General features: G+C 29.7%; 20 protein-coding genes and 5 tRNA genes. 9 read left to right on the top strand and 16 right to left on the bottom strand.

The window, feature by feature from the left end:
- Nucleotides 1-47: 47 nt before the first annotated feature.
- The 16 genes from L8W40_RS05945 to tig all read right to left on the bottom strand — a co-directional run bounded on the left by L8W40_RS05945 (nucleotide 48) and on the right by tig (nucleotide 11231).
- Nucleotides 48-914 (bottom strand): hypothetical protein, encoded by an 867-nt coding sequence (locus tag L8W40_RS05945; RefSeq protein ID WP_263659583.1) that lies wholly within the window; start codon nucleotides 912-914, stop codon nucleotides 48-50.
- Nucleotides 915-1016: 102 nt separating this feature from the next.
- Nucleotides 1017-1101 (bottom strand) — tRNA-Leu (locus L8W40_RS05940).
- Nucleotides 1102-1106: 5 nt separating this feature from the next.
- Nucleotides 1107-1183, bottom strand: a tRNA-Arg gene (locus tag L8W40_RS05935).
- A gap of 27 nt (nucleotides 1184-1210) precedes the next feature.
- Nucleotides 1211-1287 (bottom strand) — tRNA-Arg (locus L8W40_RS05930).
- 3 nt (nucleotides 1288-1290) lie between these two features.
- Nucleotides 1291-1367, bottom strand: a tRNA-His gene (locus tag L8W40_RS05925).
- A 12-nt stretch (nucleotides 1368-1379) separates the two neighbouring features.
- Nucleotides 1380-1457 (bottom strand) — tRNA-Pro (locus L8W40_RS05920).
- Between the two features lie 88 nt (nucleotides 1458-1545).
- The gene (locus L8W40_RS05915) at nucleotides 1546-2268 is read right to left on the bottom strand and encodes a TerC family protein (RefSeq protein WP_220566477.1); all 723 of its coding nucleotides are present in this window, start codon (nucleotides 2266-2268) and stop codon (nucleotides 1546-1548) included.
- A 43-nt stretch (nucleotides 2269-2311) separates the two neighbouring features.
- Nucleotides 2312-2884 carry a phosphoribosylglycinamide formyltransferase gene (purN, locus tag L8W40_RS05910; RefSeq protein ID WP_263659582.1) on the bottom strand — a complete coding sequence of 191 codons (573 nt, stop codon included), beginning with the start codon at nucleotides 2882-2884 and terminating at the stop codon, nucleotides 2312-2314.
- Nucleotides 2875-4221 carry an NAD(P)H-hydrate dehydratase gene (locus L8W40_RS05905; protein ID WP_263659581.1) on the bottom strand — a complete coding sequence of 449 codons (1347 nt, stop codon included), beginning with the start codon at nucleotides 4219-4221 and terminating at the stop codon, nucleotides 2875-2877. The genes purN and L8W40_RS05905 overlap by 10 nt, the downstream gene beginning before the upstream one ends.
- Nucleotides 4205-5545: a DNA recombination protein RmuC gene (gene rmuC, locus L8W40_RS05900; RefSeq protein WP_220566475.1), complete on the bottom strand. Its 1341-nt coding sequence runs from the start codon at nucleotides 5543-5545 to the stop codon at nucleotides 4205-4207. Before rmuC ends, L8W40_RS05905 begins: the two co-directional genes overlap by 17 nt.
- 2 nt (nucleotides 5546-5547) lie before the next feature.
- Nucleotides 5548-6234, bottom strand: a complete 687-nt coding sequence (locus L8W40_RS05895) for an NYN domain-containing protein (RefSeq protein WP_263664913.1) — start codon at nucleotides 6232-6234, stop codon at nucleotides 5548-5550.
- An 8-nt stretch (nucleotides 6235-6242) separates the two neighbouring features.
- A complete protein-coding gene (locus L8W40_RS05890; RefSeq protein WP_263660668.1) occupies nucleotides 6243-7751 on the bottom strand; it encodes a YifB family Mg chelatase-like AAA ATPase in 1509 nt (502 codons plus the stop codon).
- The gene (gene def, locus L8W40_RS05885) at nucleotides 7748-8272 is read right to left on the bottom strand and encodes a peptide deformylase (protein ID WP_263664912.1); all 525 of its coding nucleotides are present in this window, start codon (nucleotides 8270-8272) and stop codon (nucleotides 7748-7750) included. Before def ends, L8W40_RS05890 begins: the two co-directional genes overlap by 4 nt.
- A complete protein-coding gene (locus L8W40_RS05880; protein WP_133318992.1) occupies nucleotides 8269-9309 on the bottom strand; it encodes a GGDEF domain-containing protein in 1041 nt (346 codons plus the stop codon). The genes def and L8W40_RS05880 overlap by 4 nt, the downstream gene beginning before the upstream one ends.
- 12 nt (nucleotides 9310-9321) lie before the next feature.
- Nucleotides 9322-9912, bottom strand: coding sequence for an ATP-dependent Clp endopeptidase proteolytic subunit ClpP (clpP, locus tag L8W40_RS05875; RefSeq protein WP_133318993.1), 591 nt, complete (start codon nucleotides 9910-9912; stop codon nucleotides 9322-9324).
- Nucleotides 9912-11231 carry a trigger factor gene (tig, locus tag L8W40_RS05870; RefSeq protein WP_263664911.1) on the bottom strand — a complete coding sequence of 440 codons (1320 nt, stop codon included), beginning with the start codon at nucleotides 11229-11231 and terminating at the stop codon, nucleotides 9912-9914. The genes clpP and tig overlap by 1 nt, the downstream gene beginning before the upstream one ends.
- 109 nt (nucleotides 11232-11340) lie before the next feature.
- On the opposite strand from tig, the gene folE reads away from it, so the two are divergent.
- The 9 genes from folE to nhaA (L8W40_RS05825) all read left to right on the top strand — a co-directional run bounded on the left by folE (nucleotide 11341) and on the right by nhaA (L8W40_RS05825) (nucleotide 19907).
- Nucleotides 11341-11913, top strand: a complete 573-nt coding sequence (folE, locus tag L8W40_RS05865) for a GTP cyclohydrolase I FolE (protein WP_133318995.1) — start codon at nucleotides 11341-11343, stop codon at nucleotides 11911-11913.
- On the top strand, nucleotides 11913-13220 hold the full coding sequence (fliI, locus tag L8W40_RS05860; RefSeq protein ID WP_220566469.1) for a flagellar protein export ATPase FliI: 1308 nt from the start codon (nucleotides 11913-11915) through the stop codon (nucleotides 13218-13220). Before folE ends, fliI begins: the two co-directional genes overlap by 1 nt.
- A 56-nt stretch (nucleotides 13221-13276) precedes the next feature.
- Nucleotides 13277-13765 (top strand): hypothetical protein, encoded by a 489-nt coding sequence (locus tag L8W40_RS05855; protein ID WP_133318996.1) that lies wholly within the window; start codon nucleotides 13277-13279, stop codon nucleotides 13763-13765.
- Between the two features lie 53 nt (nucleotides 13766-13818).
- Entirely contained in the window at nucleotides 13819-13998 is a 180-nt protein-coding gene (locus tag L8W40_RS05850) for a putative motility protein (RefSeq protein ID WP_133318997.1), read from the top strand.
- 79 nt (nucleotides 13999-14077) lie between these two features.
- Complete coding sequence (locus L8W40_RS05845; RefSeq protein ID WP_263664914.1) at nucleotides 14078-15223, top strand: hypothetical protein; 1146 nt, start codon at nucleotides 14078-14080, stop codon at nucleotides 15221-15223.
- Nucleotides 15224-15349: 126 nt separating this feature from the next.
- The gene (locus L8W40_RS05840) at nucleotides 15350-16528 is read left to right on the top strand and encodes a NifS family cysteine desulfurase (protein ID WP_263664910.1); all 1179 of its coding nucleotides are present in this window, start codon (nucleotides 15350-15352) and stop codon (nucleotides 16526-16528) included.
- A 10-nt stretch (nucleotides 16529-16538) separates the two neighbouring features.
- Nucleotides 16539-17510 (top strand): iron-sulfur cluster assembly scaffold protein, encoded by a 972-nt coding sequence (locus L8W40_RS05835; RefSeq protein ID WP_220566466.1) that lies wholly within the window; start codon nucleotides 16539-16541, stop codon nucleotides 17508-17510.
- A gap of 85 nt (nucleotides 17511-17595) precedes the next feature.
- Nucleotides 17596-18756, top strand: coding sequence for a Na+/H+ antiporter NhaA (gene nhaA, locus L8W40_RS05830; protein WP_263662131.1), 1161 nt, complete (start codon nucleotides 17596-17598; stop codon nucleotides 18754-18756).
- Entirely contained in the window at nucleotides 18753-19907 is a 1155-nt protein-coding gene (nhaA, locus tag L8W40_RS05825) for a Na+/H+ antiporter NhaA (protein ID WP_263664909.1), read from the top strand. Before nhaA (L8W40_RS05830) ends, nhaA (L8W40_RS05825) begins: the two co-directional genes overlap by 4 nt.
- Nucleotides 19908-19946 lie beyond the last annotated feature (39 nt).

Raw genomic sequence — 19946 nt, 5'->3', positions numbered from 1 at the left:
TAGAGAGTTAAATTTTAGTAAAACACAAAACAAGTGATACTATAACTTTAACCAAGTAATTCCATAGCATCTTTGTATACACTAACTAGCGAAGCTAAAGTAACAAAAGCACCGATGATTAAAAAAATCATTTCAATTTTTTTTCTTTTATTCTCTTTTATTTTTTCCTTTTTATCTTCTTCTTGATTTTGCTCAATATGCAAAATATCAACAAGATTTTCTATTTGAATTTTTAATTCTTGATGTTGCTCTAAAATATTATAATAATGAAATATAATTTTCCATATTGTGTGTTTTTGTTGGTAGTTATAATGTATTGGGTTGCTAAAAAAATATTTCAAATTAAAAACATAAAAATCTTTTTTAATATCAATAACATCATGGTAGTTTTCTTTATCTATAATACTTGAAGTCAAATTCAAATAATACTCCATTTTCTCACGATAAGCCAAAGAAAGTGCAAACATAGTCATTGTATCTTTAAATTTACTTTCACAATTGTTAAATTTAGCCTGAAACAAAAAGCCTTTTTCTGAAAACACAACTTTAATATCTGGATTATCATAACAATTTGATTTATCTATTTTTAATGTAAAACTACCTCTTAATAGTTGCGATATTTTACCATCATTCATATTTTCATCAGTATAAGCAACTATATAATCTATCACGCTTTTTTTAAATTGACAATACTCTTGACCTACGAAAACTCCATCTTTTATACATATAATACATATATCAAAAATTTTATATATTAGTATTGTACCTTTGGTATAATTTTGGTCTTCTATATTGGTATAAATTTCTAAATTTTGCGCCAAAAAGATATGAAAAAAATCCTTTAGCCTTGTATCTTTTTTAAATTTATCCTTGCAAAAATTTTCGATAATTTTAACTTGATATATATTTACCATAATATCTTCCTAATATTTGCAATATATTTTAATTTAAAATATTATTATTGTACAACTAAAAATAAATTATAGGTTTTCATATTTGAGTAAAATCTAGATTAGTGGTGCGGATGAAAGGACTTGAACCTTCACGCATTGCTGCACCAGATCCTAAGTCTGGCGTGTCTGCCAATTTCACCACATCCGCAAAAGTGGTACGCTCAAGAGGATTCGAACCTCTGACCTACGGCTTAGAAGGCCGTTGCTCTATCCAGCTGAGCTATGAGCGCAAAAAAATAAAAGTAACAATAGGCTTATGGTGCGCCCGATAGGAATCGAACCCATAACCTACAGATCCGAAGTCTGTCGCTCTATCCAGTTGAGCTACGAGCGCTGATGGGGTGAGTGATGGGAATCGAACCCACGACCCTCAGGACCACAATCTGATGCTCTAACCGACTGAGCTACACTCACCATTTATAAAAATGGTCGGGGTGAAAGGATTCGAACCTTCGGCCCCTTGGTCCCAAACCAAGTGCGCTAACCAGACTGCGCTACACCCCGATGTATAAAAATAAAGCGTTATTTTACATAAAAAAATATTAAAAGTCAAGATAAATAAGAATATTTAGCATAAAAAATGCTAAATATTTTAAGAATTATTTGTTTGTTTTTTTTGTGAAATGATGTTTAAAATTTCAACTACCAAAGAAAAGGCCATAGCTACATAAATATAGGCCTTATCTATATGAATATCAAAACTTTCACATACTAAAACAAAACCTATCATTACTAAAAATGCCAAAGCTAAAATTTTAATGTTTGGATATTTTTCTACAAAATCTGCAATTGGTTTAGAAGCAAAAAGCATTACTAATACTGCAATAATAACAGCAATAATCATAATCTCTATATCTTGAGCAATACCCACAGCAGTAATAACACTATCTAGAGAAAATACTATATCTATCACAGCTATTTCAGCAACTACAATCCAAAGTTTATTGCTGATTTTTATATTACTTTGACTTTCCTCTTGATGTGTTATACTTTCTTTGATTTCTTTGATAGATTTAACTATCAAAAACAATCCTCCAAGCAAAAGCACCAAATCCCTACCTGAAATTTCATTCCCTAATATACTAAATAAAGGTGTGACAAGCTTCATAACCCAAAACAAAGACAATAACAATAAAATTCTAGTAATCATCGCAAAAGCAAGGCCTAAAACTCTACCCTTATCTCTATGTTCTGGTGGTAATTTAGAAACCAAAATAGCCAAGAAAATGATATTATCAATCCCTAGCACAATCTCTAAAGCTGTAAGCGTAAGCAACACTACCCACGCATCCACACTAAAAATCCACTCAAACATTTAACTTCCTTAAAATAAAAAGCGTAATTATAATGATAAAAAATTAATCATTTTCAAAAATTTCAACAATAGTTGCAGGTAAAATTTCATACTCTAATTTATGAATTTTATCTTCAAATTCTTCAAAGCTTAGTTTAGCTTTTTCAAACGCCTTTTGAGCAATGATTTTACCACCATCAAGCTCTTCGTTAACCCAATGCACGCTAACACCCGCAAGTTTCATATCGCTCTCATAACTTTCTTTGATAGCATGAGCACCTTTAAATAAAGGAAGCAAAGAAGGATGAAGATTAATAGCTTTTATATTTTGAGTGAAAATAGGACTTAAAATTCGCATAAATCCTGCTAAGATGGTCAGATCTGCTTGACTTTCTTTTATAATTTTTACTAATTCTGCATCAAATTCTTCTCTTGAAGTAAATTTTTCATGCTCTATAATTTGAGTATTAAGGTTATATTTTAAAGCTCTTTGTATACCATAAGCTTCTTTTTTATTGCACACGCATAAAACCACTTCAAAGGTATTTTTACCAAAAGTTTTTTTATGTAATTTTGCTAAAATATTTTCCAAATTACTTCCATTACCACTAAATAAAATTGCTAATTTTATAAGCATTTTAACCCCTTTATCAATTTTAAAGCATCAAAACTAATTTTGTTTTTCTTATAATTTTTAGCTACTAAAGCATGAGCTAATACTGCATTTTTAGCAGCTTCTAAAGCATTAAATTTAGCTCCAAGCAAAGCTGCTATCATACCACTTAACACATCCCCACTTCCACCTTTTGCTAAAGCTTCATTGCCACAATTTACTATAAAAAATTTTTCTTTTTGAGCAATAATAGGATTAGCTCCTTTTAATACCAAAACACATTGAAATTTAGAACTAAACTTTCTTGCATAAAAAAAGCGTTTGTTTTGAATTTCTTCTACGCTTATATCCTCATTAAAACAAAGTTTTAAAAGCATACAAAATTCTTTAGGATGAGGGGTTAAAACAACATCTTCTCTAGCAAGATATGAAGGTAAATTTTCACTTTGAAAGCAATTTGCGTCTAAAACCAAAGGAATGTTTTTTAATCTTTCATCTTTTAAAATACTTAAATCATCAAGTCCCATACCTATAGCAGCTGCATTTATTTTGCTTTCAATATCATCTTTTAGCATAATCAAAGGTGAAAAACTTTCTTTAGCCACTAAAGATACAAGTCCTGCTCCAAATTCTAAAGCACCAAGTCCAGCTAGAGTACCTGCACTTTTATTTGCAAAAATATAAACATGGCCAAAATCGCCTTTATTTGAGTTAATCTTTTTTGTAATAAGTTTTAAATCTTTTTTTTCTAGTAAAAAACTTGAAGTATTTTGCATATAAGGTTTTAAACCCAAATTTGCAATTTTAATTTTACCTACAAATTCTTTTGCAAAATCTTCTAATAAAATTTCTTTAATCACTCCCATGCAAAGAGTATAATCAGCCTTAAAACATAGCTCTTGTCCAAGCCCGCTAGGAACATCACAAGCTATTTTTAAAGCCTTACTTTTAGCAATTTTTTTAAAAATTCTTTGCAAATTTTCATCTAAAGCTTTATTTAAACCACTCCCAAAAACACAATCAACAATGATGTCAAAATCTTTAAATTTAGGTTCTTTTTTTAAAAATTTAAAACCTATATTTTTTAAAATTTGCTCTTGCTTGATAAACATTGTATTTTTTTTATATGGCATAACAAAAGCAAAAGCTTTTTTTAAATGCCTTATAGCCACAAGTCCATCAGCTCCATTTCCACCAGTACCGAGCAAAAATAAAATTTTGGCATTTTTTATGTTTTTACTTTTTTTCTTAATCAAATTTGCAAGCTCTATGCCTGCATTTTCCATCATTAAAAACTCATCCAAACCTTTTTCAATAAGTTTTTTTTCATAAGAAATATTATCTTTAAATACTGCTTTCATCGCTCATCTCACATTTTATAAATTTTTGAGTTTTAGCGCCTAGCTCTTTAAGCTTTATCACTCTTGAAGCGATATTTCCACTTCCATGAGTAAGCTTTGTTTGCATATTATCTACATTTGTGTTTAATCTTTTAACATTTTCTTTGATTTTTTCAAAATCATCCAAAACGCCTGCAAATTTATCATGAAATTTACCCAGTTCATCAAAAGCTTTTAAGATATTTTCATTACTTTGTATATTTTTCCATGAAATATTTATAGTATTTAATGCCATAAAAAGAGTGTTTGGTGTAGTTAAATAAACCTTTTTTTTATAAGCGTATTGATAAATTTCAAGATCTACATTTAAAATCAAATCTAGAATATTTTGATAAGGTATAAAAAGCAAAACAAACTCATAAGTGTGTTTATCATACTGCATATAAGGCTTTTTAGCTAACTCATCAATCCTTGATTTTAGATTATAAGCCAAATCAAGACAGGTATTTTTACTAATATCTTCAAAACTAAAATCACTTGGTAGAGAAAATTTTGCATCTATAACTATACTTTTTTGTTTATCTAAAAACACAACCGCATCAGGAATGTAAGTTTTACCCTCATCTTGAAATCTCTCTTGCAATTTATACTGCACACCCTCTACTAAACCACTATTTTCTAAAACTGATTTTAGTTGCAATTCTGCAAAATTACCACGAATTTTTTTATCTCCTTTTAAAATTTTAGCTAGCTTATCTGCATTTTCTCCCATATTTTGACTAAATTTAAACATATGATCAATTTGTGTTTTAATGCTAACTTCATTTTGACTGAGTTTTTCACTATACTCTTTAACACTTTTTTTCACAGGCAAGAAAATTTCTTCTAAGATTTTTTTTGTATCTTCATTGAGCATAAGTTTGTTTTGATTTAAAATACTAGCATTTTGTTTTTGGAAATTTTGCTCTAGCTCTTGTTTTAATCCCGTCAAACTTTGTTTATATTTTTCTTCTAATTTTATTAAGGTTTGAGTGTATTCTTCTTTTAAATTCGCACGCTCTTTTAAATGCATATTTAAAAGTTCTTGTTGAGTTTGTTCTTTTTGTGCTAATTTTGCCTCTAAAACTTCATTTTTAGATAAATACGATATTTTTTCATCTAAAAGTTTGGAATTTTTTTCTATAAGTGCAGTTTTTTCAAACTCTAAATTAGAAAGTTGATTTTGCAAAGTCATATTGTTTTGATTTAAAAATTCTAACTTTACTTTTTCTTTCTGACTTTTAAATACCACCCATACAAAAGCTAAAATTACAACAGCCAAAAAAGCTATTAAGATATTTTCCATTTTTAAGCCTTTGCTTTTTCAAGGAAATAAATATTTTTCTCATTTACTTCTTTAAATTGTTTCATCTTTGGTAAAAGTTCTTTCATCAAAGCTTTAAAATTTTTAAAGCCGAAATTTTGTGGAATAAAATTTGCATGTTTTCTGTTCATATTAGTACGAATTTGAGCATATTCTGCGCGACCTTTTTCTTCTATCAAAGCCTCTGCGATATTGATTAAATCTTTGATATATTCTTTTTCAATTATGACTTTTGTTTTTGTTTTATCTTGATCTAAATAAAAGAATTCACTAAAGGAATTCACATAAGATTTTACAGCTTGCTTTAAACCCATGCCTATAACTTGTTTTTTATTTTCTTTTAGCTTCTGTATCAAACTAGTATAATCACTATCGCTTGATACAATAACAAAAATATCAATATCTTTTTCATAAAAAACACTCATAATATCAGTAATTAAATACATATCACTTGAATTTTTATTAGCTAAAAAATTAAATTGTTGCATAGCAATGATAGAATATTGTGCGATTTGTTCTTTCCAATTTTGTATATTTTTTTGAGTCCAATCTCCATAAATTCGCTTTATAACAATTTCTCCATAATCAGAAGCAATACCAAAAATCGATTTTGCGTATTTTGAAGGAATATTTTCCGCATCTATAAAAATTGCTATGCTTTTATTTTCCATTTTTGCTCCTAAATATTTCTCATTCTAAAACTTAATGCTTTTAAAATATGAGTTTTTAAAATCAACTCACTTTGCTCTAAATCTGCAATGGTTCTTGCTACTTTTATAGTTTTATTTACCCCTCTTTGAGAAAGATTATATGAATTTATAGCCTTTTGCAAAATTTCATTAGCAGAAGACTCTAAAATACAAAATTGTTTCATCTGCTCATCATTTAATTTAGCATTAAACTCTTCTTGCTGTCTTTGTTTTTGAAATAAAAATCCTTTAAATACCATCTCGCTCATTTGCTCTGATGTTAAACTCATTTTATCCTTATGTGAAATTTCATCCATAGCTACATAAAGATCAATCCTATCTAAAATTGGAGATGAAATTTTGTTTTTATATTTTTTTATTTCTATTTCTTGACAACGACAATTTTGATTTTTAGAAAATAAATTTCCACAAGGACAAGGATTTTGCGCACAAGCAAATAAAAATTTAGTTTCATAAATCACTTTGGTATTAACTCTTGAAATAAGAATTTTAAAATCCTCCAATGGCTCTCTTAAACTTTCTATGATTTGTTTTGAAAAATGAGGAAACTCATCAAAAAACAAAACTCCTCCATTTGCAAGTGCTATTTCTCCTATCTTGGCATTTTTAGTTCCTCCGCCAAAAATACTAGCTCTAGTACTTGTATGATGAGGACTTCTAAAAACCCTACTAGCGCTAAAATCATCATCTAAAGAATTTAATGACTTATAAGCGTTTTGAGCTAAAATTTCTTTCAAGCTTTGTGGTGGCATGATAAAAGAAAGTCTTTTAGCACACATACTTTTACCGCTACCTGGACTACCTTCAAATAAAATATTATGCATTCCTAAAGCTGCTATTATACAAGCAAATTTAGCATTTTCTTGGCCTTTAACTTCCTTAAAATCATAAGGAAAGCTAGTGTTTTTTATATACTTTTCCCCATTAAGTTTTATAGCATTTTCAAATAAAGGATGAGCATTGCATATATGATAATTCTCATATTTTTTTTCTTTAAAAAAATCTACAGCCTGGGCTAAATTTTCTAAAGCATAAATTGTTAAATTAGGTATCATTGAAGCTTTTTGTGCTATGGCTTTTGGTACTACTACTTTAGCATTTTGTATTTTTGTACTTAAAAAAAGCAAGATAGAAAATAAACTAGCAGTGCTTTTTATACTCCCATCTAATCCAAGTTCTCCAAAAACAAAAAAATCATCTAAAATTTCTTTTTGAAATAAAATCAAAATTGCAATAGCTAAGTCAAAATGAGAACCATTTTTGGGAATATCCGAAGGACTTAAGTTGATAGTAATTTTTTGTGCTGGAAAGCTAAAATTCTGACTTAACAAAGTTGCTTTAATTCTTTCAGTGCTTTCTTTGATGGTAGAGTTTGCAAGACCCACTATGCTAAAGCCTGGCAAACCTCTTGTGAAAGTTGATTCTACATCGATGATATCAAGTTCTGTAGAAAAACTTGCACATTTTAGCTTTTTCATTTATTCTTTTTGGATTTTTTCTTAAAGTCTTTATCAAATTTTTGACGCTTTAAAAAAGAAAGTTTTTCTATAAATAAATGTCCATCAAGATGATCAACTTCATGTTGGATAGCCACTGCTAAAAACTCATGTGCTCGCAAACTTTGTGGCTTTCCAAACCTATCTTGATAGTCAAGTTGTATATTTTTATAACGCATTACATCTTCATAAAAACCTGGTATACTTAAACAACCCTCATTACAAGAAATTCTTTCATCATCTAAAGGTGTTATAATGGGATTGATGATTTCTAAAAGAGTTTGTTTGTCTTCTTTTTGCTCACCTTCTTCATCACCAATATCTACAAGTAAAGCTCTAATTGGCACATCAACTTGGATAGCTGCCAAACCTACACCTTTATTAGCTATCATTGTTTCATACATATCATCTAAAAGTATATGTAAATCTTTATCAAAATTTTCTACTTTTTTTGATTCTAAAAATAATCTTGGATTAGGATAGGTAATTATCTTTCTTATCATTTTTCTTTTTCCACTATTACAAAAGGTTCTAAATTTTTTCCCGAGTCTTTTAAAGCTTCAATGCATTTTTCTATTAATTCTTCACCTTTGCTGTCACTATTAACTGCACTAATAGCAACCTCCACATCTGCCTCTATTTCTTTATCTGCTAAGAAAAAATTTGAATTTTCTAAGGATTCTAAAATTTTATTGCATATTTCTTGTGCTTTTTCTAAATTAGTATGAGAGATCATTATAGCAAAAATATTATTTCCACAATGTGCTACTATATCACTTGAAGAAACATTTTTACTAAAAATTTTACAAACACTTTTTAAAAAGGCATTTTTCTCTTTTTGAGTATAAGTTTGCTCTAAAATTTCCTCTTTTACTCTAAAGAATATCAAAGAGGTATAATAATTATATTTAGCATTACTCTCTATGCTTTTTTCCAAATTTTCTAAAAAATATTTTTTATTAAAAACTCCAAATTTAGAGTCAAAATCACTCTGCTCTTCTATATGTTTATAAGTCTGTCTAACCTCATCAAAATTTTCTTTAATCTCATCTGAATACTTATCTAAAATGCTAGAAAATCTTGAAAGGTCTGTTTCAAGGGCATGGATTACATTAGAAACAGCTAAATTTCCTGTACTAATAGCAAGTTCTGAATTACGCCTTTTTAGCATATCTTTAACTGTTTCAAGATGCCTATAAATCATGGCAATATATTGCAATAATGCCGAAGTAGAATTAAAACTTTTCTTTATTTCTTGTTCTATATTTGCACGCTTAAGACCATCATCATTTTGCTCAAATTCCATAATCTCACCAACTTTTTTCTTAAAAGCTCCTGGACGCTCTTCAAGCATTTTTTGAAAATAAACCCCATAATTAGTAGGAGTTGGAGGCACATTATCTTTTACAAGTTCAGTTAAAATAGATTTCGCAAATTTCTCAAATTCGCCTCCACTAATTTTTTGAATTTTTGGAGCTTCTTTGGCTGGAGTTGGATCGCTATTTAAATTTAAATCAGCAAATAAATCATCATCTAGCATTGCTTTGTTTCCTTATTTAAAACTTTTTTCCAAAACCTTATCTATTAAACCATATTCCTTAGCCTCTATAGCACTCATAAAAAAATCTCTATCGGTATCTTTTTCTATTTTAGAAAGTTTTTGCTTAGTATTTTTTGCCAAAATATCATTTAAAATCGCTTTTAATCTTAGAATTTCTTTTGCCTGAATTTCTATATCTGTTGCTTGTCCTCTTGCACCACCTAATGGTTGGTGGATCATAATTCTTGAATTTGGCAGAGCAAATCTTTTCCCTGGAGTACCACAACTAAGCAAAAATGCACCCATAGAAGCAGCTTGACCAATACAAATAGTACTTACATCAGCTTTAATATAATTCATCGTATCATAAATACTAAATCCACTTGTCACAACCCCGCCTGGTGAGTTAATATAAAGATAAATATCTTTTTGAGGATCTTCAGCTTCTAAAAACAAAAGCTGTGCCACGATAGAAGCAGCAAGATCATCATTGATCTCGCCACTTAGCATGATAATCCTATCTTTTAAAAGTCTTGAGTATATATCATAACTTCTTTCGCCTCTGCTTGTTTTTTCAACTACATAGGGTATATATGAACTCATTATTTTTCACTTTCTTTTTCGGTTTTCTTTTTATCATTTTTTTTAAAAATATCAGCAAAAAGTTTTTCTTCAATTAAAGACATTTTAATGGCAGGTAATGCACCTTGCTTTTTATAATTATCTAAATGTTCTTGTGGGTTAAAACCATATCTATAAGCTTCAAAATAAATTGCTTGGATTAATTCCTGATCGCTTACTGTAACATTTCTAAGTTTTGCTAGCTCATCTATAATGAAAGTTAATTTTACGCTTTTTTGCGCATCTTCTTTGAAACTCTCTCTTTTTTCTTTATATTTAGCCTCATCTTTAAATTCTTTTAATTCCTCTTCGCTTAAAGTTCTTAAAGAGCTTCTAAATTGCATATCTGTTTCTTGCTCTACTATATTTCTTGGTAAAACAAAGTCAAACTTAGCTACTAAAGCTTCTGCAAATTGATTTTTAAGCTCATCATTAATAAGTTTAAAGATTTTTTCATTTTTTAGTTGTTCTTTTAATTTTGCGTCTAATTTTTCAACACTTGGCTCTTTTTCTTCAGGAAGTAAGTTTTTTAAAAGCTCTTCATTTAATTCAGGTAATTTAAGTTCTTGAATTTCATGAATTTTTACTTTAAATACCGCATCTTTTCCTGCTAAATGTGCTGCACCATATTCTTTTGGAAAAGTTACATTAATATCTTTTTCTTCACCTGCTTTTAAACCAATCATACCTTCTTCAAATCCTGGTATGAATTGTTTTGAACCAATCTCTAAAACATAATTTTGAGCTTTTCCACCATCAAAAGCTTTACCATCAACAAAACCTTCAAAATCAAATTTAGCAAAATCGCCTTCTTTTAAAGCTCTTGCTTCTTTAATCGCTTCAGGAGTAGCAAATCTTTTTAATAATTCTTCTTTTTTTGCATCAATTTCTTTTTGAGTTACTTTTGGTGTATTATAAGTTGGAATTAGTTCTTCATATCCATCTAATTTTACTTCTGGCTTAAAAGATAATACCATTTGAGCTTCAATATCGCCATCTTTTCTATCAAATTTTTCAAAATATGGCTCACCTACTAAATCTTTAGCCTCTTTTTTAACTTCTTTTAAAGCACCATCTACAGCATTTCTTAAAAGATCTTGCTCCGCATCTCTTGTAAGCTCTTTTTCATATCTTTTAAGTATAGCAGCAACAGGAACTTTTCCTACTCTAAAACCATCCATTTTCATAGTTTTAGACGCTTTTTTAGCTAATTTTTCAACTTCTGCTTTAATAGCTCCTTGAGCAATTTTCACAGTAGCATTTGCATTTGCAAAATCAATTAGTTTTGCTGTAACTTCCATAATATTTTCCCTTTTTAAATAAAATTTCTTGATAATATACCAAAATTTTCCTTATCACTTTATATAAAAATAAAAATATGTTAAAATTTTAATTTTTGATGGAGAAAAAATGCAAGAAAAATTTGAACAATCAGTAAAAAATATGTTAGAAATTATCGGGGAAAATCCGCAAAGAGAAGGACTTTTAAAAACCCCTACAAGAGTTTTTAAAGCTTTTGAATTTTTAAATAGTGGTTATAAACAAGATCCAAAACAAATACTAAATGATGCCTTATTTGAAAGCTCAAACAACGAAATGGTTTTAGTAAGAGATATAGAATTTTATAGTCTTTGCGAGCATCATCTTTTACCTTTTTTTGGGCGCGTACATGTTGCGTATATACCGGATAAAAAAGTCGTAGGTCTTAGTAAAATTCCACGCCTTGTGGAAGTTTTTGCAAGACGCTTGCAAATTCAAGAACAACTCACAGAACAAATCGCAGAATCTTTAATGGAACATGTAGGTGCAAAAGGTGTTGGAGTAGTTATTGAAGCAAGACACATGTGTGTTGAAATGCGTGGGGTGCAAAAAGCAAATTCTACTACTAGCACTTCAGCACTAAGAGGTAGCTTTTTAAAAAGTGAAAAAACAAGAAAAGAATTTTTCACTTTAATTAACTCGGCAAAACAGGTTAGATTTTAATGGGTTTAGAAAAACTTCGTAGTAAAATTGCTTCACAAAATCTTGCTAGTGTTTTTGGTCAGATTACTAAAATTTCAAGTACTAGTATAGAAATAAATGGCTTAAAAACTAGCATAGGTGATATCATTAAAATAGTTTCTAGTGAAGATGAGAGTAAAGAAGCTATGGCTATGGTGGTAGAAGTAGATGAAAATTTAAGCTATTTGAGTCCTTTTGGTTTTGTGGAAGGTTTTAAAATAGGCGATCGTGCTTTTATTAACGATGCAGGTATGCAAATAGGAGTTAGTGATGAACTTTTAGGAAGAGTAGTCGATCCTTTTATGCGACCAAAAGATGGTAAAGGACCTATTGAGGCAAGTAAATTTATGCCTATTATGCGAGCACCTATTGATGCAATGAAGCGAGGTTTGATAGAAGAAGTTTTTCCAGTAGGTGTTAAAACAATAGATGCACTTTTAACTTGCGGGGTAGGACAAAAGCTTGGGATTTTTGCAGGAAGTGGGGTTGGTAAATCAACTCTTATGGGTATGATAGTGAAAAATTCCAAAGCTCCTATTAAAGTTATAGCTTTAATAGGAGAGCGCGGTAGAGAAATTCCTGAATTTATACAAAAAAATCTTGGTGGTAAACTTGATGATACTGTCATCATCGTTGCAACAAGTGATGATAGCGCGCTGATGAGAAAATACGGAGCATTTTGTGCTATGAGTGTGGCTGAATATTTTAAAGAACAAGGTAAAGATGTGTTATTTATCATGGATAGCGTAACGCGTTTTGCTATGGCTCAAAGAGAAATAGGTCTTGCCCTAGGTGAACCACCTACAACAAAAGGTTATCCGCCAAGCGTTTTAAGTCTTTTACCTCAGCTTATGGAAAGAACAGGAAAGGAAGAAGGTAAAGGCACCATAACAGCTTTTTTTACCGTGTTGGTTGATGGGGATGATATGAGTGATCCAATAGCTGATCAAAGCAGATCTATCCTAGATGGGCATATAGTGCTTAGTCGCGAACTCACTGACTTTGGAATTTATCCACCTATAAATATACAAAATTCAGCCTCAAGGGTTATGGGGGATATTATCAGTGATGAACATAAGCTAGCTGCTAGAAAATTTAAGCGTTTAAATTCTTTGCTTAAAGAAAATGAAGTGCTATTGCGTATTGGTGCTTATCAAAAAGGCACCGATAAAGAACTCGATCAAGCTATTGCTAAAAAAGATTTTATGCAGCAATTTTTAAGTCAAAATCCTGAAGAAAGTTTTGAATTTGAAGATACGATTAATATGCTTAAGATGATTGATACATAATAGTTGGAATATTTTTTGCTTTTTTTAATAAAAAAGTCATGAAAAAAGGATAGATCATGTCAAATATAGCATTTTTAGATCATCAACAAAGCTTAGGTTTAAAATATACCGATATTTGTCAAAATATTTTTGAAAGAGAAATTTTTACACATATGTTTTTAGAATGCATAAGTTTTGTTTTACTAGAAGATAAAGCAAAATTAAAATATTTAAAAATTATCGCTTCAAAAGAAGATTTTATAATCGAATTTAAAATCAATAATCAAAAAAAATCTTTTATTATTAATAATAAAAAAGTTCTAAATGAAGAATTCAGTGCAAAAAGAATGACTCAAGATGAATATGAAAGAGAAGTGGCGAGAATTTATCAAATCGAAAGATATTTAAAAGCCCAAAATAATCTTCAAAATTTTTCTAATGAAATTAGCACTACAATGAAAAATCTTTTTAAAGATATGGATGAATTTAAAAATTATATCGATATGCTTGAAGCAAAAGAAAACACCCACAATCATTACTTATCAAAAATTTATAATATAGCTTAATATTTACCAAACTTTGCCGATAATACCTTTGATCCAAACAAAAGGAGTATGTTATGGGCGAAGTTACAAACAATCAAGCAAACTTAATGCTTAACATTGCAACTACTATGATGAAAAAAACCATAGAAGTTAATGAAAATGCAGTAATGCAAGTACTTGAAGGCGTAAATGCAAACCCTGCTCCAACTACTACTCCTACTGCTAGTTCAGGATTACTTGACATTTACGCTTAAAATTTTTCTCTTCAATTCAAAAATTTTGGCATAGCTTTTGCTTTTTAAAAGTTAAGCAATATTTTTGAAGAGAAGAGTTATGTTTGTAAATTCTAATGTTAATCCGTATCAGAATTTTGCAAATTATCCTTTTGCAAAAACTGGACACATAGAAGAAAAAAAAGAAAATACTAATATTAAAAGTGATTTACTTGATATCAATGGTTCTAATTTAGACTATAAAATTACTTATGCAAGTGAATTTGGTTTTAGAATCAATGAGCAAGGTTTTTTTGAAAAAGATCTTAATAAAGCAGCTGCTTTGCCTCTTGATTATGATATTAATATAAAAAGTATAAGAGAAATTTCAAAACAACTTATAAAGCTTGATGAGAATTTAAATTATAACAAAATAGATTTACCAAGACTTTTAAACACTTATCACAACACATTAAAAACTATAAATCCACAGTTTCAAAACAATGACAATGATTTTTTAAGTAAAGCTCAAATTTCAGAGTTAAATCAAGGTTATAGTTATACTTATGAGGGTAAAATTTTAAAAGTTTATGAAAATGCTAAAAATTTACAAAATGCAAAAGATTCAAATAAAAATTTAAACACCTTAATGCTTGATAATAAAATAGGTGATTTTGCGTTTAACGCAAGCATAGAAAATACAGCTAGTAATCCTGTTATCAAACCTTATTTAAATAAACAAGGGGAGGTTTCTAAAAGTGGATTGCTGCTCAATTATATTTATCATGATTTAAAAGAACAAAATCACAATAAAGCTAATTTTTTTCTATCGCCTATTGAGTTGGATATGTCCTCTAGTGTAAATTTTCAAAAACTCATGAGAGGTCAAATGAGTATGCAAGATTATATTAATGAAAACAACAAAGAAAAAATGAGTTTTGATTTATATTTATATATCAATGGAGTAGATAAAAACAACACTTCAGAAGATAAGCTTTCAGTTTTCTTTCAACAATATATTAACTATCAACATAGCATTAACATGAAAGAATTTGCCAATTCAAGTTCTATTTATAGTCTTTATAGCGAGCAAGTTAGCAAAGAAATTGAAGTTTTAAAAGAAGAATTCAATCAAAACAATCCTAATATTGATCTTGAAAAAATCAATACTCAAAAAGAACTTTTAGATACTCAATTTTTAGAAAATAGAAAAAAACAAGCTAGTATTAACAAAATTTTACATTCTTATTTAAATGCTATGGCTTAACTTGTGCTAAAATAATAATGTAAATTATTACACAAGTTAAAAACTTACTTGATTTAATATTAAATTTAATATTTTAGTGTATATTAACAAAAAAGATAAAAATTATCCTAATTAAAGGAGTATAATTTGAAAGTATATTTAGATAACAACGCAACAACACAACTTGCACCAGAAGCTTACGAGCTTATGAAGCCTTTTTTAAAAGAGCATTTTGGAAACCCAAATAGCCTTCATCAATGGGGTAGTGCAACCCATCCTGCCTTAAAAGAAGCTATCGATAAACTTTATATAGGTGTAGGAGCAAGTGATTTAGATGATATTATTATCACTTCCTGTGCTACAGAAAGTATCAATTGGGTGTTAAAAGGTGTGTATTTTGATAAAATTTTAAATAACGATAGAAATGAAGTAATTATTTCTAGCGTGGAACATCCCGCAGTAGCTGCTAGTGCTATGTTTTTAAAATCTTTAGGGGTAAAAGTTATAGAACTTGGTGTTGATCATGAGGGTGTTTCTAGCGTAAAAGATTTAAAAGAAGTTATTTCAGATAAAACTGCCCTAGTGAGTATTATGTGGGCAAATAATGAAACTGGTATGATTTTTCCTATAGAAGAAATGGCTCAAATTACTCATGAATACGGAGCGTTATTCCATACTGATGCAACCCAAGCTGTTGGGAAAATCAAAGTTAATTTTGCAAAAGCTGGAGTTGATTTTGCTTCATTTTCTGCACATAAATTCCATGGTCCAAAAGGAGTTGGTGGGCTTTATATTAAACAAGATATAGAACTAACTCCACTTTTACATGGTGGTGAGCATATGGGTGGCAGAAGAAGTGGAACTTTAAATGTGCCATATATTATAGCAATGGCAGAAGCTTTAAGAATTGCAAATACTATGCTTGACTTTGAAAATTCACACATTAGAAAATTAAGAGACAAACTAGAAGATTTAATTTTAGCAATGCCTGATACAAGCGTAGTTGGAGATAGATCAAGAAGAGTTCCAAATACAATTTTAGCAAGCATTAAAGGCGTAGAAGGTGAAGCTATGCTTTGGGATTTAAATAAAAATGGTATAGCAGCAAGCACTGGATCAGCCTGCGCTAGTGAAGCACTTGAGAGCAACCCTATCATGGAAGCAATTGGTGCTGAAAATGATTTAGCTCATACTGCCCTAAGACTTTCTTTATCTAGATTTAACACAGAAGATGAAATTGATTATGCAGCAGAGCAGATAAAAAAAGCAACGCAAAGACTTAGAGCAATCTCAAGTACTTATGCGTATAAGCCTGAAAATATTTAAAGGATAAAAAATGGCAAAAAATAATTTAATTGGCGGATCTATTTGGGATGAGTATTCTCAAAAAGTACAAGATAGAATGAATAACCCTCAACATATGGGCGAATTTACACAAGAAGATGCACAAAAAGCAAATGCAAAACTTATTATTGCAGATTTTGGAGCTGAAAGCTGTGGTGATGCAGTTAGACTTTATTGGCTAGTGGATGAAAAAACAGATAAAATCATTGATGCTAAATTTAAAAGCTTTGGCTGTGGAACAGCAATAGCAAGTAGTGATACTATGGTTGATCTTTGCATAGGTAAAACCGTGGATGAAGCTGTTAAAATTACAAATTTAGATGTTGAATTTGCTATGAGAGATAATCCGCAAACTCCTGCGGTTCCACCTCAAAAAATGCATTGTTCGGTTATGGCTTATGATGTTATCAAACAAGCAGCAGCACATTATAAAGGAGTCAATCCTGAAGACTTTGAAGATCAAATTATAGTTTGTGAATGTGCTAGGGTAAGCCTTGGAACTATCAAAGAGGTAATTAAACTAAATGATTTACATACAGTAGAAGAAATCACACAATTTACAAAAGCAGGAGCTTTTTGTAAATCTTGTGTTAAACCTGGAGGACATGAGAAAAAAGATTATTACCTTGTAGATATTTTAGCTGAAACTAGAGCTGAAATGGAAAGAGAGAGATTAAAAGATCAAAGTAAAGCAGATATTGCTTTTGATGATATGACCATGGTTAAACAATTAAAAGCAGTAGAGGCTGTTTTAGATAGCGATGTGCGTCCGATGCTACACGGAGATGGTGGGGATTTGGAAGTAATTGATATACAAAAAAGTGAAAGTAAAAATATAGATGTATATATACGCTATCTTGGAGCTTGCAGTGGTTGCTCAAGCGGAAGTGGCGCAACTTTATATGCCATAGAAAATATCTTACAAGAAGAACTTAGTCCAAATATACGCGTTATACCTGTTTAAGCAGTTTTTCTGCTTAAACTTTTAAATTTCAAGCCTTTTTATGCTAAAATAACGCATTAATTAAAAATTTAAAAAGGCTATTTATATGCAAAGACTTCAAACCTTTGTTAAAAGCGAAACTTTTCCGGGTGTTTTGCTAATATTTTTCACTTTACTTGCATTAATTTTACAAAACAGCTCTTTAACAGATCAATACACCAACTTTTTAAATATTCCTTTTGGGTTTCAAGCAGGAAGTTTAGAAATTTTCAAACCTTTGCTTTTATGGATTAATGATGGACTTATTGCGATTTTTTTCTTTGCCATAGGGCTTGAATTAAAGTATGAAGTAACAAGAGGACAGCTAAATAGTATAAAAGCTATGTCTTTACCTGTATTTGCTGCACTTGGTGGTATGATAGTACCTGCATTGATTTTTGCATTTTTTAATTATAAAGATGCTTTTGCTTTGCAAGGTTGGGCTATACCAACAGCAACTGATGTGGCTTTTGCAGTAGGAATTTTAATGCTTTTAGGTAAAAAAGTACCTACTTCATTAAAATTATTCTTGCTTTCCTTGGCTATTTTTGATGATTTGGGTGCGATTATTGTGATTGCTTTATTTTACACAAGCGAGCTTTCAGTATTTGCTATGATTGCTGCTTTGGTATGTATATTAGCACTTTATTTATTAAATCATTTTCATGTTACTAAAAAATCCTTTTATATCATTATAGCTATAGTATTTTGGATAAGCATGCTAAAAAGTGGAGTACATGCAACTTTAGCGGGTGTGATTACTGCTTTGTTTATACCACTTGAAACAAAAAATGGAAAATCTTTTTTAAAAGAAATCGAACATGATTTAGCACCTTGGGTAAGTTATTTTATTTTACCTATTTTTGCCTTTGCAAATGCAGGTGTTGATTTAAAAGATATGGATCCAAGCTTTATGTTTTCTTCGGTTAGCTTAGGTATTATTTTAGGTTTATTTTTAGGAAAACAAATAGGTGTCTTTTTATTTTCATATATTAGTATAAAACTAGGCTTAGCAAAACTTCCACAAAATGTTAATTTCAAACAACTCTATGGAGTTTGCATACTCACAGGTATAGGTTTTACCATGAGCTTTTTTATAGATGGCTTAGCTTATCAAAATAGTGATATTTTTGCATATTCAGATAAGCTTGCTATTTTAATAGCCTCTTTGTTAAGCGCTGTGATTGGCTATGTTTATTTAAAATTCATTTATAGTTTCAAAAAATGAAATTTAAAAACCTCCAAAGTTTTTTATCTCTTGAAATTTTAGGAGGATTGTTGCTTTTAATAGCAACAATCTTTGCTTTATTACTCAAAAATAGCCCTTATGGACAACACTATATGAATTTTTTAAGTGTAGAAATGGGTATAAAAATAGGAGCTTGGGAGCTTTTTAAACCTTCTTTGTTATGGATTAATGATGGGCTGATTGCAATTTTTTTCTTTGCAATAGGACTTGAATTAAAAAAAGAATTTGTTCAAGGAGAATTTAAAACTCTTAGCAATATTACTCTACCCTTAATAGCTGCTATAGGTGGTATAGTAGTACCTGCTTTGATATTTTGCGCTATTAATTTTAATGATACTTATGTTTTAAAAGGTTGGGCTATACCAACAGCAACTGACACTGCATTTGCTCTAGTTATACTTGCAATGCTAAAACAACGCATACTAAGCTCTTTAAAAATATTTTTAGTTTCTTTGGCGATTTTTGATGATGTAGGAGCTATTTTAATCATTGCTATTTTTTATACAGGTGAGCTTTCAACTTTGGCTTTTTTTGTTGCCTTTTGCTGCATTGTTGGCTTGTTTTTACTTAATCGCTTAGGTAATGAAAGAAAATCATTTTATTATATACTTGGTGCTCTGCTTTGGCTTAGTGTATTAAAAAGTGGAGTACATGCGACTTTAGCAGGTATTATTACTGCTTTATTCATTCCTGTATATACAAAAAACAATCATGCTTTATTAGAAGAAATTGAGCATGGTTTAAAATTTTGGATAGCTTTTATAATATTGCCACTTTTTGCTTTTGCAAACGCAGGAGTTGATCTTTCTAAAATAGAATTTCATATGCTTTTTAGTGGTGTAAGCATGGGTATATTTTTGGGACTTTTTGTTGGAAAACAACTAGGTGTATTTGGCTTTGCCTATATGGCGATTAAATTCAAACTTGCAAAACTACCAAAAGATGCAAATTTTAAACAACTCTATGGAGTTTGCATACTCACAGGTATAGGTTTTACCATGAGCTTTTTTATAGATGCTCTTGCTTATGAAGTGAGTGATATATTTAATTTTGTAGATAACTTTGCAATCTTACTAGCCTCATTAGCTTCTGGTGTATTTGGCTATTTTTACCTGCGTTTTATTAAATAATTAAGCTTTTTTTAAATTAAATAAGATATAATTTCATTT

Origin of the sequence: Campylobacter sp. IFREMER_LSEM_CL1846, from assembly GCF_025772105.1 — a bacterium.
Lineage (GTDB): Bacteria > Campylobacterota > Campylobacteria > Campylobacterales > Campylobacteraceae > Campylobacter_D > Campylobacter_D lari_D.
The sequence above is the reverse complement of the archived record's forward strand: the minus strand, read 5'-3'. Positions and strand labels throughout refer to the sequence as shown.

Bases quoted from the DNA above. Each gene is read 5' to 3' on its own strand.
- rmuC (WP_220566475.1), bottom strand. From the start codon at position 5,545: ATGGAAAATATCTTAATAGCTTTTTTGGCTGTTGTAATTTTAGCTTTT.
- L8W40_RS05835 (WP_220566466.1), top strand. From the start codon at position 16,539: ATGGCAAAAAATAATTTAATTGGCGGATCTATTTGGGATGAGTATTCT.
- tig (WP_263664911.1), bottom strand. From the start codon at position 11,231: ATGGAAGTTACAGCAAAACTAATTGATTTTGCAAATGCAAATGCTACT.
- L8W40_RS05845 (WP_263664914.1), top strand. From the start codon at position 14,078: ATGTTTGTAAATTCTAATGTTAATCCGTATCAGAATTTTGCAAATTAT.
- nhaA (WP_263664909.1), top strand. From the start codon at position 18,753: ATGAAATTTAAAAACCTCCAAAGTTTTTTATCTCTTGAAATTTTAGGA.
- L8W40_RS05945 (WP_263659583.1), bottom strand. From the start codon at position 914: ATGGTAAATATATATCAAGTTAAAATTATCGAAAATTTTTGCAAGGAT.
- L8W40_RS05915 (WP_220566477.1), bottom strand. From the start codon at position 2,268: ATGTTTGAGTGGATTTTTAGTGTGGATGCGTGGGTAGTGTTGCTTACG.
- fliI (WP_220566469.1), top strand. From the start codon at position 11,913: ATGGGTTTAGAAAAACTTCGTAGTAAAATTGCTTCACAAAATCTTGCT.
- purN (WP_263659582.1), bottom strand. From the start codon at position 2,884: ATGCTTATAAAATTAGCAATTTTATTTAGTGGTAATGGAAGTAATTTG.
- L8W40_RS05895 (WP_263664913.1), bottom strand. From the start codon at position 6,234: ATGGAAAATAAAAGCATAGCAATTTTTATAGATGCGGAAAATATTCCT.
- folE (WP_133318995.1), top strand. From the start codon at position 11,341: ATGCAAGAAAAATTTGAACAATCAGTAAAAAATATGTTAGAAATTATC.
- clpP (WP_133318993.1), bottom strand. From the start codon at position 9,912: ATGAGTTCATATATACCCTATGTAGTTGAAAAAACAAGCAGAGGCGAA.
- L8W40_RS05905 (WP_263659581.1), bottom strand. From the start codon at position 4,221: ATGAAAGCAGTATTTAAAGATAATATTTCTTATGAAAAAAAACTTATT.
- L8W40_RS05850 (WP_133318997.1), top strand. From the start codon at position 13,819: ATGGGCGAAGTTACAAACAATCAAGCAAACTTAATGCTTAACATTGCA.
- def (WP_263664912.1), bottom strand. From the start codon at position 8,272: ATGATAAGAAAGATAATTACCTATCCTAATCCAAGATTATTTTTAGAA.
- L8W40_RS05880 (WP_133318992.1), bottom strand. From the start codon at position 9,309: ATGCTAGATGATGATTTATTTGCTGATTTAAATTTAAATAGCGATCCA.
- L8W40_RS05890 (WP_263660668.1), bottom strand. From the start codon at position 7,751: ATGAAAAAGCTAAAATGTGCAAGTTTTTCTACAGAACTTGATATCATC.
- nhaA (WP_263662131.1), top strand. From the start codon at position 17,596: ATGCAAAGACTTCAAACCTTTGTTAAAAGCGAAACTTTTCCGGGTGTT.
- L8W40_RS05855 (WP_133318996.1), top strand. From the start codon at position 13,277: ATGTCAAATATAGCATTTTTAGATCATCAACAAAGCTTAGGTTTAAAA.